The 13,893-nt window shown below is 69.8% G+C and carries 13 protein-coding genes and 1 pseudogene; 4 read left to right on the top strand and 10 right to left on the bottom strand.

Features of this window, described 5'->3' with window-relative positions; genetic code table 11:
• Positions 1–8: 8 nt before the first annotated feature.
• Both NV348_RS03625 and NV348_RS03620 read right to left on the bottom strand, forming a co-directional pair.
• Positions 9–419 (bottom strand): hypothetical protein, encoded by a 411-nt coding sequence (locus tag NV348_RS03625; protein ID WP_447145687.1) that lies wholly within the window; start codon positions 417–419, stop codon positions 9–11.
• Positions 416–646, bottom strand: a complete 231-nt coding sequence (locus NV348_RS03620) for a hypothetical protein (protein ID WP_447145686.1) — start codon at positions 644–646, stop codon at positions 416–418. The genes NV348_RS03625 and NV348_RS03620 overlap by 4 nt, the downstream gene beginning before the upstream one ends.
• A 379-nt stretch (positions 647–1,025) precedes the next feature.
• Here NV348_RS03620 and NV348_RS03615 point away from each other — a divergent pair, with 379 nt between their 5' ends.
• Complete coding sequence (locus NV348_RS03615; RefSeq protein WP_447145685.1) at positions 1,026–2,306, top strand: helix-turn-helix domain-containing protein; 1,281 nt, start codon at positions 1,026–1,028, stop codon at positions 2,304–2,306.
• Between the two features lie 80 nt (positions 2,307–2,386).
• On the opposite strand, the gene NV348_RS03610 is transcribed toward NV348_RS03615, so the two are convergent.
• The gene (locus NV348_RS03610; protein ID WP_447145684.1) at positions 2,387–2,872 is read right to left on the bottom strand and encodes a hypothetical protein; all 486 of its coding nucleotides are present in this window, start codon (positions 2,870–2,872) and stop codon (positions 2,387–2,389) included.
• Between the two features lie 77 nt (positions 2,873–2,949).
• On the opposite strand from NV348_RS03610, the gene NV348_RS03605 reads away from it, so the two are divergent.
• Positions 2,950–3,156 (top strand): tautomerase family protein, encoded by a 207-nt coding sequence (locus NV348_RS03605; RefSeq protein WP_447145683.1) that lies wholly within the window; start codon positions 2,950–2,952, stop codon positions 3,154–3,156.
• A 51-nt stretch (positions 3,157–3,207) separates the two neighbouring features.
• On the opposite strand, the gene NV348_RS03600 is transcribed toward NV348_RS03605, so the two are convergent.
• From NV348_RS03600 to NV348_RS03580, 5 genes and pseudogenes are all read right to left on the bottom strand, one after another.
• On the bottom strand, positions 3,208–3,768 hold the full coding sequence (locus tag NV348_RS03600; protein ID WP_447145682.1) for a hypothetical protein: 561 nt from the start codon (positions 3,766–3,768) through the stop codon (positions 3,208–3,210).
• 131 nt (positions 3,769–3,899) lie between these two features.
• Entirely contained in the window at positions 3,900–5,102 is a 1,203-nt protein-coding gene (speD, locus tag NV348_RS03595) for an adenosylmethionine decarboxylase (RefSeq protein WP_447145681.1), read from the bottom strand.
• An 8-nt stretch (positions 5,103–5,110) separates the two neighbouring features.
• The gene (locus tag NV348_RS03590; RefSeq protein WP_447145680.1) at positions 5,111–6,217 is read right to left on the bottom strand and encodes a type III PLP-dependent enzyme; all 1,107 of its coding nucleotides are present in this window, start codon (positions 6,215–6,217) and stop codon (positions 5,111–5,113) included.
• Positions 6,218–6,321: 104 nt separating this feature from the next.
• A complete protein-coding gene (locus NV348_RS03585) occupies positions 6,322–8,820 on the bottom strand; it encodes a DEAD/DEAH box helicase (RefSeq protein ID WP_447145679.1) in 2,499 nt (832 codons plus the stop codon).
• A 63-nt stretch (positions 8,821–8,883) separates the two neighbouring features.
• A pseudogene (locus NV348_RS03580) lies at positions 8,884–9,829 on the bottom strand (PAC2 family protein).
• A gap of 195 nt (positions 9,830–10,024) precedes the next feature.
• Between NV348_RS03580 and NV348_RS03575 the strand changes: the two are divergent.
• A complete protein-coding gene (locus NV348_RS03575) occupies positions 10,025–10,765 on the top strand; it encodes a sensor domain-containing protein (RefSeq protein WP_447145678.1) in 741 nt (246 codons plus the stop codon).
• Positions 10,766–10,915: 150 nt separating this feature from the next.
• On the top strand, positions 10,916–12,082 hold the full coding sequence (locus NV348_RS03570) for a DUF4192 domain-containing protein (protein WP_447145677.1): 1,167 nt from the start codon (positions 10,916–10,918) through the stop codon (positions 12,080–12,082).
• Between the two features lie 19 nt (positions 12,083–12,101).
• Here NV348_RS03570 and galE read toward each other — a convergent pair whose 3' ends face one another.
• Both galE and NV348_RS03560 read right to left on the bottom strand, forming a co-directional pair.
• Positions 12,102–13,082, bottom strand: a complete 981-nt coding sequence (galE, locus tag NV348_RS03565) for a UDP-glucose 4-epimerase GalE (RefSeq protein ID WP_447145676.1) — start codon at positions 13,080–13,082, stop codon at positions 12,102–12,104.
• 3 nt (positions 13,083–13,085) lie between these two features.
• Positions 13,086–13,772 (bottom strand): iron-dependent transcriptional repressor DtxR, encoded by a 687-nt coding sequence (locus tag NV348_RS03560; protein WP_447145675.1) that lies wholly within the window; start codon positions 13,770–13,772, stop codon positions 13,086–13,088.
• Between the last annotated feature and the right edge of the window lie 121 nt (positions 13,773–13,893).

Genomic DNA, 13,893 nt, shown 5'->3' with positions numbered 1-13,893 from the left:
CTGGTTCGCTACTGCGGGTGTCGGCCGGGCGATTCACCCCCTCGGCCACATCCGGCGAGGGCCAGCTCTAGGTCGTCGATCTCGACGGTCTGTGCGCCCCGGTCCCGTGCGATTCGCTCGGCGATCTCGAGGACGTGGCGCAGGCCGGGGGAGTACAGCGGCTCGACGTCGACGATGCCGGGGTCGGCCACCGCGGCGAGCGCCGCGGAGAGATCGGCGGCGAGTTCGTCATCGGCTGTGGGCCGGGTCGCCATGGGTCGCTCGCGTCCGTCGTTGCCGACTGCGGACCACGAGCCGTCGTCGCGCTGGAGCCATCCCGCCGCAGCATCGCGGCTGGCGGCCCGCTGCGATGCGGTGGCGATGCGCATCGCCTCGATCACCCCAGCCGACTTCGCCAGCGCGCGCGGGTCGTCGCTCACCGGTACTCCGCTCGCTCGTCGGGCACGATGCGCTTCGCCTCGACGAGCGACGCGTAGGCCGCGCGCTTGCGGGCACAGGAGGCCATCGAGCACGGCGCGTGGGATTGCCATGCCTGGTGCGCCGCCTCGACACCGAGCGGCTCGTCGGGCTGCTCGTGCGGCCAACCGTCTACGAGCACGGTGCGGTCGAGCAGCGCGTCGTCGGCGGCGATCTCGTCGGGGGTCATCCCGCCACCGCCATACCAGGGACATCCATCGAAGCGCGGCCGATCGAGGTCGCAGCGTACCCGCGGCCGCGCGAGGTGATCTCCCAGGCGGTCCCGTGTCGTGCCTGGCGCAGCATCCCCCAACTGTGCAGCGTCTCGACAGCCCGTCGCACACGGCGCAGCCTCAGCCCGGCGGAGGCGGACAGTACATCGGGGGTGAGCTGGCCACCAGGTAGGAGGGTGCGCAGGACGAGCCCGCGATCCATCGCGGCTCGGGTTTCGCGTGCTACTCGCACAGTCATCGGATTCCCCTTCGCGGCGGGAATGGACTACCTGCTGGTAGTCCGGCGTGTGTAGTCCACTGACGCTAAGGTCGGCCGCAGGGGGGAAGGGGTACGAAATGTACCCCCATCCCCGTACTCTGAAAGCAATCATCTCCACCCGCCGCGAAGGGGTCGAGGACATGGAAGAGACGGCATCCGTAGGGCTGCGCATCAAGATCCGACGCGAGCGAATCGGCATGAGCAGGAAGGTTCTCGGCGGTCTGGTCGACCGGTCCGAAGAGTGGGTGAAGTCGGTCGAGACCGGCAAGCTGCAGACGCCGAAACTCCCGATGCTGCTGAAAATCGCCGACGCGCTTGGCCTGTCGGACCTGGCCGATCTGACCGGTAACGGGCACGCTGTGTCGGTGCAACTCTATGCAGGCAGTGAGCACCCCGCTCTTCGCCAGGTTCAGACCGCCCTCACCGAGTTCCGGTTACCAGCACCTGACGGCGCGCAGCCGGTCGAGCACCTGGCCGAGCGTCTGCGTCTGGCGTGGGAGGTGCGGCACTCCACCCCGGATCACCGGACTGCGCTTGGTGAGCTGCTGCCCGACCTGATCCGTGACGCCCAGCTGGCCGCGCGTACGCCTGGTCCGGACCGGCGTGCTGCTCGTGCGGTGCTCGCCGGCGTCTACCAGCTCGCCGACTTCTACGTCGCCTACCAACGCGACGCCGCGCTTGTGTGGATGGTCGCCGACCGCGCGCTCGAGCAGGCGTACGAGGCCGATGACCCGTACCTGATTGCCTGCTCGACGTGGGGGATGGTGCAGGCGCTGCGCGACTCCGGCCGTTGGGACGAAGCCCTCAGCCTGATCCACTCCGGCACCGAGATTCTGGCCCCGTACGTCGAGCGCGACGAGACGCCGGACGACTGGCGGGGAATCACGGGCGCCCTCGAAGCGGAGGCCGCCCTGGTACAGGGCCGCCGCGGGCGCCATGGCGAAGCGTGGGCGGCGTGGGACCGGGCCGACCGCTGGGCGCAGATGCTGGGCCCAGACTACCGCCACGTGCAGACCAGCTTCTCGCAGGCAATCCAGGGCGCGAACGCTGTCACGCTTGGTGTCGACCTGCGCCGGAGCGGTGAGGCGCTACGCGCGGCGAGGTCCTTCGACGCTGAGGCGATCCCGTCGGTGCCGCGGCGGAGTCGACACCTGATCGAAGTGGCCCGCGCATACGACCAGCGTGACGAGAAGGCGGCTGTGCTCGCCCTGCTCGACCGAGCGCAGCGCACCGCGCCGGAGACGATCAGCTACAACGGGTATGCCCGCGACATGCTGCTGGCGCTGCGGAAGTCCCCGCCAGCCGGGATGGCGCGCGACGTGCGCGAGGTGTGCGAGCGCGTTGGCGTGGCGGCCTAACGGCGCTACCCTGGGCGACGGTCCGCGCCTACCCTTCGCGGGGGTGGTGCGGACCTTTCGCGTTCCCTGCGGCCACTGTCCTAGCCATCAAGCCCGGCCAGGACTTGCACCCAGGTGTGCGAACGCAGCCACGCGAGGCCAGCGGTGTGGACGTGGCCCAAGTCGAGCAGTTTCTGCGCCCGGAGAATCCACGCCTCCGGCGCCCGCTCTGGGTATCGAGTCGATCCGAATGCCTCTCGGGTGCTCCAGTAGCTCGACAGATCGGACAGATGAGTCGGGTCGGCATCGATCCACATCAGCAGCGACACCGCTTCGGACAGATCGGTGTGGCCCCGGTAGAGCCGCAGCGAAGTGACGGCGGGCAGGCCAGCGGACAGGCGGGAGAGAGCGCCGCGGATCTCATCCTCGGTGGGACCGTTGCACCACGACATCGTCCACCCGCGGGCCGACTCGTAGGTCGCCTCGAAGGGCACCTCATACCGATCGGTGAGAGCGCGGGCGAGGATGTGCATCTGGCGCGGGCGACTCTTACTCGTGGTCAAGACGTGCTGGACAGTGACGGTCATGCGACGGCCTTTCAAGTTGGGCGCCCGACTCGATTGCAGGGCCACGTCTGGGCAGGTCAGGCTATTACTCCCCCTATATGAACGTATCTAAGGTCACCGATGAAGGGGTCACCCCGGAGCAGAAGGGACAGCTGATCAAGGGCGTCACCGATCTGCTGTTCGAGGTGCTCGGCAAGTCGCCCGACAGCACCTATGTGGTGATCGACGAAGTAGCGCTGACGGATTGGGGCGTCGGCGGGGTGAACGTCGCCGAGTACCGCGCACAACGCGCGGCGCGAGGCTGACACTGCCACGGTGCGCCGGGTGCGGGTCTCCGCGCCCGGCGCACCGCCGTGTCAGGCCGGGCCGTCGAAGGGTACCGAGGCGTCGAGGGCGAACCAGCCCATCGGGATTCGCTTCGAGCTCGTCATGAAGTAGCTCGGGCCCAGCCACAGATCCGGTTCGACCTCGCGCAGTTCGTCGTAGATCCGCCGGGCGGGCCGCCGTGAACCGACCCGTGCGTCGTCGTAGTCGAACAGCACCGCCGGACGTCCGTCGAGCACGGAATCACCTACCGTCGCCACGAAATTCAGCGCCCGCATCCCGCCGAGCAGGCGGAAGACGTTGTGGCCGACCGCTGTCCCGCCGTCCACGTGACGAAACGATTTCGCCACCCAGAAGTACGACGGCCGCGCCATCACCGGCCCGAGTACCCGCTCGGCGGACCCGGGGAACGACCGCATCGTCACATCGCCGTCCAGCCGCGCGAAGTCGCTCGCCGTCACATCGGGCGCCTTGCCGAACAGCGCGCGGAACTCGGACAGACCGGCCCGCGACAGTGCGTCGAGTCGGGGTCGGTGGCCCGACGGTGCGCGGACCGGCATCTGACCGTCGGCGGACAACGGTGTCGGCGTCATGGCGGACTCGATTCTGTCGAAGCGTGCCTTCGCATAGTGCCAACATTCGGTGCCCCACGGCACCGGAATCGAGACGAAGGCGGTGACCCGGGAATCCGGATCACCGCCTTCGGTGTCTGTCGCGAGCGAGCTCAGGCGCGCAGGGCGTAGGGCTCGATCGCGCCGCGCTCGAGGGCGCGGGCGTCGATGGTCTCGGCGCGGTAGGGGAGCAGGGCCAGGCGGTCGGTCATGCCGCGCACCGGGTCCTCGATTTTCTCGTTCAGGCCGAACAGGAAGGTCCACTCGTGCTCGTCGCTGCCGTAGGGGACCACGGTGGCGAACTGCTCGTGGAAACGACCCCAGGAGCGCTTGAGGGTCTCGTTGCGCCACATGGTCGCGCAGCCGGCCTGGGCCGACAGCACGCCGCCGGGCGCCAGCAGGGCCTTACATCGGGACAGGAACTCCGACTCGTAGAGGCGGTTGTGCTGGGCGTCCTCGACCCGCTCGTCGGGCAGATCGATGACGATCACGTCGTAGCGGGTGCCCGCCGCCTGCGCGTTGGCCAGGAAGTCCCAGCCGTCGGCGTAGTGCACGTGCACCGGACCCTCGCCGGCGACCGCGGCCGCCAGCTCCTCGGGGGTGTAGCCGTAGGGCAGGTGCCGGGCGCACAGCTCGACCTCGCGCTGGTCGATGTCGACGTGATCGACCAGGGTCGCCCCCGCCGCCACCGACATCTGCGAGGCCACACCCTCACCGGAACCGATGATCAGCACCCGGTCCAGCTTCTCGGCCAGCACGAACGCCGGGACCATCATGGCCTCGTGGTAGGTGACCTGGGAGAACTCGGTGGACTGGCGATCGTCGTCGGAGAACAGGGAGATGCCCTGATCGGTCCGCGCGATCACCATGTGCTGGAACGGGGTGTTCGTGTCCACGATCACCTCGTGCAGATCCCAGATCCGGGTCAGGCCGTCGCCCACCGGTTCGTAGATCTTCTCGGCACCGTGGCCACGCTGGACAACCTTCATCCGAACATCCTTGGGAGACAACTTGTCTCGCAGGAGTTCCACCGCCTTCGTCGCGCCCGCGCCGATGCTGCCGCAGGTGAAGACGTCGACGAAGATGTCGCCGGACTCCGGATAGGTGTGAATCGAGGCGTGGGACTCCGACAACAGGGCGAGGACGGTCACCCCCTGCGGATCGAACTTTTTGTGAACGACATCGCAGATGGTGACGCCCGCCGCGATCAGAGACTCACGCAACGCCGATTCGAGTCGTTCGAGATCGTCACACAGGTCTGTGTCGACACCACCGAACTCGGCCAGCACGTGCCAGCCGGTGAATTCCGCCGTCATGGGCAAACTCACTCTCGCTCAGCGCCCGAGACATGAACGGTCAAGGGCGGAAAACCATTGAAGGACACCGACGAATAACTCGCGGTATAGGCGCCGGTGTCGAGGATCTGGATCTGATCACCGGCTCGCAACGTGGTCGGCAGAAGGACCTTCGTGCGTTGATACAGTACATCGTCGCCGTCGCAGGTCGGACCCGCGACCACCGCTTCGCCGACCGGATCGCCGTCGCGATCGGTGACGAACCGGTAGGCGATGTACTCGTTCTCCGTCTCGGCCATACCGTTGTACCGGCCGATGTCGAGATACACCCAGCGCCGGCCATCCGGCGCGAATCGCACGCCGACGACCTCGGCGTGAATGGTGCCCGCGTTACCCACCAGTGCGCGGCCGGGTTCGACGACCAGACCGGTGGATTCGGGCAGGAACTCGGCCGCGGCCGCGGTCATGGCGGCCGCGATCACGTCGAGTTCGGGGGCGGTGTCGGCGTAGGAGATCGGCAGACCGCCACCCACGTTGACCGCGGTGACGTGAATGTCCTTGTCCGCCAACGCGGTCACGATCTCACCGGCTTGGCGGATACCGATCCGCCAGGCGGCCGGATCGAGCTGCTGGGAGCCGACGTGGAAGTACGGGCCGCCCACCACCAGGCCGAGATCGCGGGCGCGCACCAGCAGTCGCAGCGCCTCGGCGGGCGCGCAGCCGAACTTGGTGCCGAAGGGGGTGCGCGACTGCGGCGCCGAGGACAGGAACCGGCACTCGACCTCGGTGCCGGGGGCGTGCTCGGCGATACGCAGCAGGTCGTCCTCGGTGTCGAAGGCGTAGCGGCGCACCCCCAGGGCGAAGGCGCGCGCGATGTGGGCGCTCTTCTTGATGGGGTTGCCGTAGCAGAGCTTGCCCGCGTCGATGCCCAGGCGCAGCGCCTGGTCGATCTCGCCGATGCTGGCGACGTCGAACTCCGCGCCCTCGGCGTCGAGCATCGTCAGCAACTCGTCGACCGGTGCCGCTTTCACCGCGTACCTGATCCGGGTGCCCCGCGCCGACACGGCGGCTGCGAGAGCTCGGTAATTGGCACGTACCCGTTCGGGGTAGATGACAAGGTACGGGGATTCGGGCATAGTTGAACTTTCGGTCGGCGGCCGGGAGAGAGTATCAGCGGCGCCTACCCAACAACGAATCCGTCAAACATTCGTCATTTTCGACGATAGGGAACGGGTATCGGTCAGCCCGCCGACACCGTGACCTCGTCGAACACCACCTCGCCCGCGGCGTCGGACTCCTCCAGATCGACGATGGCCGTCAGCGCCCAGCCGTGATCGCCCGCGGGGTCGTCGAGGACCTGGCGCACGTGCCAGAAACCGGGCCGCTGCTCCACCTGGAACAGCTGCGGGCCGCGGGCGTCGGGGCCGGTGCCGAGCGTGGCGTACTCGTCGAAGTAGGGGGCGAAATCCTCGGCCCAGTCGGGGCCGGGGCTCAGCGCGTCGAGGTCGTACCAGCGCTGCCGCGAGGCCAGCTCGACCCGGCGGAACATGGCGTTGCGGACCATCACCCGGAAGGCACGCTCGTTGGCCGAGATCGGGCGCACCGACTCCGCGCCGAACGCGACCTGCTCGGCGTCGTTCTCCGCGCCGGGGTTGGTGAGCTGCTCCCACTCGTCGAGCAGGCTCGAATCCACCTGGCGGATCAGTTCGCCCAGCCATTCGACGAGGTCGTCGAGCTCCTCGGTGCGCGCCGCGTCGGGCACCGTGCGGCGCAGCGCGCGGTAGGCGTCGGCGAGGTAGCGCAGCACGACGCCCTCGGAGCGGGCCAGCTCGTAGAACGAGATCAGCTCGGCGAAGGTCATCGCGCGCTCGATCATGTCGCGCACCACCGACTTCGGCGACGGCGCGAATTCCGAGACCCAGGGATGCCCGGCCCGGTAGGTCTCGAAGGCGGGCTCGATCAGCTCGGCCAGTGGTTTGGGCCAGGTGACCTCTTCCAGGAGCTCCATGCGCTCCTCGTATTCGATGCCGTCGGCCTTCATCTCGGCCACGGCGGCGCCCCGCGCCTTGTGCTGCTGGGCCATCAGCAACTGCCGGGGATCTTCCAGGGTCGCCTCGATCAGTGAGACGACATCGAGTGTGTAGGTGGGGCTTTCGCGATCGAGCAGGTCGAAGGCGGCGAGCGCGAACGGCGACAACGGCTGATCGAGCGCGAAGTCACGCTGCAGGTCGACGGTCAGCCGGGCCATCCGGCCCTTGGCGTCGGGCTCGGAGAGCTGTTGCACCACACCGGCATCGCGCAGTGCGCGGTAGAGCCGGATCGCGCGCAGGATGTGCTTGCGCTGGGCGGGGCGCGGCTCGTGATTGTCCTCGAGCAGGTGGCGCATGGCGTCGAAGCAGTTGCCGGGCCGGGCGATCACGTTGAGCAGCAGGGCGTTGGTCACCGCGAAGCGCGACACCATCGGCTCGGGCTGCGCGGCGACGAGCCGGTCGAAGGTCTCCTCGCTCCACGACACGAACCCCTCGGGCGGCTTGCGGCGCTGCACCTTTCGCTGCTTCTTCGGATCGTCGCCCGCCTTGGCGATCAGGCGCGCGTTCTCCACCTCGTGCTCGGGTGCCTGCACCACGACGGTGCCCATGGTGTCGAATCCGGCACGACCGGCGCGGCCGGCGATCTGATGGAACTCGCGGGCCTTGAGCCTGCGGGTCCGGACACCGTCGAACTTGGTGAGCCCGGTCAACAGCACCGTGCGGATCGGCACGTTGATGCCGACGCCGAGGGTGTCGGTGCCGCACACCACCTTCAGCAGGCCGTCCTGGGCCAGCTTCTCCACCAGCCTGCGGTACTTGGGCAGCATGCCCGCGTGGTGCACACCGATGCCGTGCCGGATCAGCCGTGAGAGGGTCTTGCCGAAGCCCGCCGCGAAGCGGAACTCGCCGATGGCGGCGGCGATCGCGTCCTTCTCGGCGCGGGTGGCGAAGTTCACGCTGGTCAGTGCCTGCGCGCGTTCCAGCGCGGCGGCCTGGGTGAAGTGCACGACATACACCGGCGCCTGATGCGTGGTGACCAGCTCTTCGAGCGTCTCGGTGACGGGGGTGCGCACGTACGAGAACGTCAGGGGGACAGGGCGTTCGGTGCCCGCGACGACCGCCGTCGAGCGGCCGGTGCGACGCTCGAGATCCTCGGCGAAGAAGTCGACCTCGCCCAGTGTCGCCGACATCAGCAGGAACTGCGCGCGCGGCAGTTCGATGATCGGGACCTGCCAGGCCCAGCCACGATCGGGGTCGGCGTAGAAGTGGAACTCGTCCATCACTACCTGGCCGACCTCGGCGGCCGCGCCCTCGCGCAGCGCCAGGTTCGCCAGGATCTCCGCCGTCGCGCAGATGATCGGGGCGTCGGCGTTGACCGCGGCGTCGCCGGTGACCATGCCGACATTCGCCGCGCCGAACACCTCACACAGCGCGAAGAACTTCTCGCTGACCAGCGCCTTGATCGGCGCGGTGTAGTAGCTGCGCTGCCCGTTCGCCATCGCGAACAGGTGTGCGCCGACCGCGACCAGGGACTTGCCCGACCCGGTCGGCGTCGCCAGGATCACATTGGAGCCCGAGGCGAGCTCCATCAACGCCTCGTCCTGCGCCGGATACAGGGGTGTGCCCTGCTCGGCGGCCCACGCCGCGAACGACTCGTAGAGCGCGTCGGCGTCGGTCCCGGGGATTTCGAGCAGGTCGGTCAGATCCACTCCGACCACCCTAGTGGGCGTGGTGGGCGTAGCCCCCGCCAGACCTGCGCACGGCCCGGCGGGTCAGTCCTCGCTGTCGCGGGAGTTGTCGCCGTAGCCGCCCTGCTCGGCGAGGAAGCGCTCGAACTCCGCGCCGAGCTCCTCGCCACTGGGCAGCTCGCCGTCGCCCGCCAGCAGGCTGGACTGGCTCTCCTGAGCGGTGACGAAACTGTCGTACTGGCGTTCCAGCGCCGTCACGACCGTCTCGACCTCTTCGTTGCCGGCGATGTGCTCGGCGACCTGCTCGCGCACCCGCGCGGCCGCCTCGCCCAGCGCGGTGAGCGGCAGCTCGAGGCCCGCGCTGTCGGCGACGTTCTCCAGCAGGGTCTGGGCGGCCTCCGGGTAGTCGGTCTGGGCCAGGTAGTGCGGCACGTGCACGGAGAACCCGAGCGATTCGTGCCCGTGCTGGGCCATCCGGAACTCGAGCAGCGAGGACGCGCTGCCGGGCACCTGCAGCTCACCGGGCCAGCGCTGGTGATCGCCGATCAGCGAACGGTCCGAGGAATGCGCGGTGACGCCCAGCGGACGGGTGTGCGGGATCGCCATCGGGATCGCGGACAGGCCGATCGTGCGGCGCACGCCGAGCTGCTCGGCCAGCAGCCGCACCGCGGTGGTGAACTTCTCCCAGCGCAGATCCGGCTCCAAGCCTGCCAGCAGCAGGAACGGGGTGCCCGCGGTGTCGCGCAGCGCCCACAGGTTCAGTTCGGGCTCGGCGTACTCGGCGAAGTGATCGGTCTTGAACGTCATCAGCGGACGGCGTGAGCGGTAGTCGAGCAGCTCGTCCACGTCGAAGGACGCGACGAGTTCGGATTCCAGACTGTCGCGCAGATGGGTGGTCGCCAGGCGCACGGCGTGGCCGGGCGTCGGTGAAACCTTCCAGCCCGTGCACCAGCACGGGGCCCGCGCCGTCGTCCGACGACAGCTGCGGTGCCGGGAACTCCAGCTCGTACATGTGCGACTGGTCATCCATCGCGTACTCCTTCCTGCGCGGTCCACCAACGCTCGCGGCGGGGGAGGCGTTCTCCATTGTCCCCCACGCGAGCAGACGCATCGCACACGGCCGGAGGACGGCTCGTCCTGCTACACAACAGCCACCGCTGCCTCGACATTCCCGCGCGGCGTGGCGATCACGCCCCGACCGGCCCTGTGCGGCACAGTGGGAGGGGTGAACGTGGCGGAGACGACACCGGCCCATCGCGGCGATCCGGTCCGGCGCCCCGGGCAGCGGCGCTGGACCCTCGCCTGTGCGGTGGCGGTCGCCGGGCTGGCGCTGACCGGGTGCGGACAGAGCATCAGCGGCACGCCGGTCGCCCAGAGCGCGATGGCGGTCCGGCACGTCGACGGCGCGCTCGCCGATCTGCTGCCCACCGCGCAGCAGTTCCCGGCCCGGTATCCGGCCGTCGTGCTGCCACCGCAGGCCGCGGCCGCGGCGGCGGGCGATCTGGACGGGGTCGGGGCGGGCGCCACCGTCAGCCCGTCGAAGTGCGCGCCGCCGGACCCCGAGCCGGGCGCCGAACCGGCCGCGGTCGCGGTCGGCAACGACGACGCGAGCCGGGCCACTCTCACCGTCGAACTGTCGCGCACCACCGAAGCGGCCGCGCTCCTGCGGGACCGGCTCGCCGGGTGCGAGCAGATCCGGGTCAGCCGGGCGGGTGCGGAATCGACCGTCACGACCGTGCTCGACACCGCGATCCCGGCGGGCGCCGACGACGCGGTGTCGTTGCGGCGCACCGTTGTTCCCGATGTCGGCGGGGCCGGGCTGACCCAGACCATGCAGACCTCGATCGGGCAGGTCGGCGATGTGCGGATCACGGTCACCTCGATGACCTTCGGTGCGGGACAGCCGGACGCGCAAGCCGTCGCGGAGATGTTCGCGACCGCCGTGCGCCGGGTGCGCGGGGCCTGACGCGCGGCCCTAGCACGCGGGGGTGACAGGTTCGGTGCGGACGCGACGCCGGGACCGGGATCGCTCCACAGCCGCGACGCCGTCAACAGGGCAACAGAACGCCCAGGTCGGCCGCCCGGCGCCGGCGACGGCCGCGGGCACGGTGGAGCCATGACACCACCTTCGACGAACTCCACCCGCCGGGCCACCCGCACCGGACCCTTTCCCCGGGCGCTCACCTGCGCCGAATCCACGCCGGGCTATCCCGCGAGACCGCCGCAGCCCTCGTTGCGGGTGGACGATCCCGGCGAGCTCATCGCCGCCCTGCCCGCCATGCTCGGCTTCGTCCCCGAACGCTCGCTGGTCGTCGCCGTCCTGCACGGCGCGGCCGGGGGCGCTGCCACGGCGATCGAGGCGGTCGTGCGCTTCGATCTGGACGCGCTCGCCGATCCGCACCGGATCGGCCAGTTCACCGCCTGTGTCGGGTCGATCTGCCTCCGCGAGCAGGCCGGCGGGGTGCTCGCGGTGTTCGTCGACGAGGCCGGGGCCGGGGTGATGCAGGCGCTGCGGGCCGCGTCGCTGCTCGAGGCGCTCGGTGACGAGGGCATCGCCGTGTGCGGGGCCTGGTCGGTGCCCTCGATCGAGGCGGGGGCGCGCTTCCGGGACCTGTTCCAGCGTGGCGCGGGCGGCGTCGTCGGTGATCCGGCGTCGTCGATGGTGGCGCTGTCGCACGTCCTCGACGGCAGGCAGATCCGCCGTTCCCGCGGGGAACTGACCGCCCTGGTTCGGCCCGACCGGCCGCTGCGGGCCCAGGTGCAGACCCGGCTCGGACCGGCGGTCGCGCGCTACCGCGGTGGCCTGTCCGCGGCGACCCGGGCGGGGCACGCGGTGGCCTACCAGCGCCGGGCACTGGAATGGGTGCTGTGGCAGATCGCCGACGCCGCCTCCGGGGCGCCGCGCGCCGATCGCGAACTCGCGCAGCTGGCCGCCACGCTGCGCGACCGGCCGATCCGCGACGCGATGTACGGGCTGGCGCTGGGCGATCACGCCGAGGCCGCCGAACAGCTGTGGGCTCAGCTCGCCAGGGCAACGCCCGGCGCCGATCGCGCCGAAGCCGCGGCGCTGCTCGGATTCAGCGCCTACCTGCGCGGGGACGGGCCGTTCGCCGGCGTCGCCCTCGCCGCCGCGGTGGACGCCGATGCCACCCACCCGATGGCCGTGTTGCTGGAGACCTCGCTGCAGAGCGGGCTGCGGCCGGAACGGCTACGCAAACTCGCGCACTGCGGTCACCAGATCGCGGCCGATCTGGGGGTCGACATCGGCCCACTGCACCCGTGACACGGGTGATCGGCGGGGCTCAGCGCGCGCTGTGTGCCTTGTCGCCGAGCGAACGCAGGAATTCCCAGGCGTCGGAGACGATCTCGTCGAGATCGTTGTGCTCGGGCTGCCAGCCCAGCTCGGCGATCGCGCGGTCGCTGGAGGCGATGAGTACTGCCGGATCGCCCGCGCGGCGCGGCGCGTCGATCGCCTCGATCGGCAGGCCGGTCACCCGCTCGCAGGCCGAGATCACCTCGCGCACCGAGAATCCGGTGCCCGAGCCGAGGTTGAGGATCCGGTGGCTGCCCGGCTGCGACGAGGACAGCGCCAGCAGATGCGCCTGCGCCAGATCGCGGATGTGGATGTAGTCGCGCACGCACGTACCGTCCGGCGTCGGCCAGTCGGTGCCGTAGACGGAGATGGCCTTGCGGTGGCCCAGCGCCACCTGCAACACGAGGGGGATCAGATGCGTTTCCACGACCCGGTTCTCGCCGAGACCGGCGTAGGCGCCCGCCACGTTGAAGTAGCGCAGGCTCGTCGCGGCCAGCCCGTGCGCCACCGCGTAGGAGGTGATGGCGTGGTCGATGGCCAGCTTGCTCGCCCCGTAGGGGTTGGTGGGGCGGGTCGGCGCGGTCTCGGTGATCGGCACCTGCTCCGGTTCGCCGTAGGTCGCGGCGGTGGAGGAGAACACCAGTCGCGGGGTGCCGGTCTCGCGGATCGCCTCGAGCAGGGTCAGCGTCTTGACGACATTGCCCTGCCAGTACTTCTCCGGCTGCTCCACCGACTCGCCGACCAACGACTGCGCCGCGAAATGCAGGACACCGTCGAAGGATTCGGCGCGCAACAGCTCCGGCGCCGCGACGGCGATGTCACCGTCGACGAATCGGGCACCGGCGGGGACGCCGTCGGCGTTACCGGTCGAGAGGTCGTCGACGACGACCACGTCGTTGCCCGCCTCGAGCAGGACGGCGGCGCAGACGCCACCCACGTAGCCGGCGCCGCCGGTGACCAGAAGTTTCACGTATCAGACCAGCCTCACCTGGACGGCGTGCGCCATCTCTTCGGACAGTTCGAAACCGCTGTGCCCCGGCACCGTGATCAGCACCGCACCCGGCTTGGTTTCCACGGTGACACGCGCGTCGGGCACCACACCCGCCTCGCGCAGCCTGCCGATGACCTCCGGGTCGGTCTGGATGTGCTCGGCCAGCCGGCGCACCACCACGGCGTGCAGCGCGCCGTTGGGCAGGTCGGACAGCCGCACGAGCTTCTCCTCGGCAGCGGGGGTATCGCCGAGGCCGAGCTCGTCCAGGCCGGGAATGGGGTTGCCGTAGGGCGAGGTGGTCGGATGGTTGAGCACCTCGATCAGGCGCCGCTCCACCTCCTCGCTCATCACGTGCTCCCAGCGGCACGCCTCGGCGTGCACGTTCTGCCAGTCGAGGCCGATGATGTCGACCAGCAACCGCTCGGCGAGCCGGTGCTTGCGCATCACCGCGACCGCCATGGCGCGGCCCTTGTCGGTCAGCTCGAGGTGGCGGTCACCCGCGACCAGCAGGAGGCCGTCGCGTTCCATCCGCGCGACCGTCTGGCTCACCGTCGGACCACTCTGCTCGAGCCGCTCGGCGATCCGTGCCCGCAGCGGCACCACACCCTCTTCCTCGAGGTCGTAGATGGTACGGAGATACATCTCCGTGGTGTCGACCAGATCCTTCACCTGTTACCCCTTCGTCGGCACGAATTCTACCCACGCGCGAACGCCCGTCCGCCCGCCGGACCGGCGGCCCTATTTCTACTGCATGTCAACGCGTCACGGGGGGCGCTGCTTCCGACTAGCG

The sequence above is a fragment of the Nocardia fodinahabitans genome, from assembly GCF_052983615.1.
Note: the sequence above shows the minus strand (reverse complement) of the source record. Positions and strands in the feature narration are given on the sequence as shown.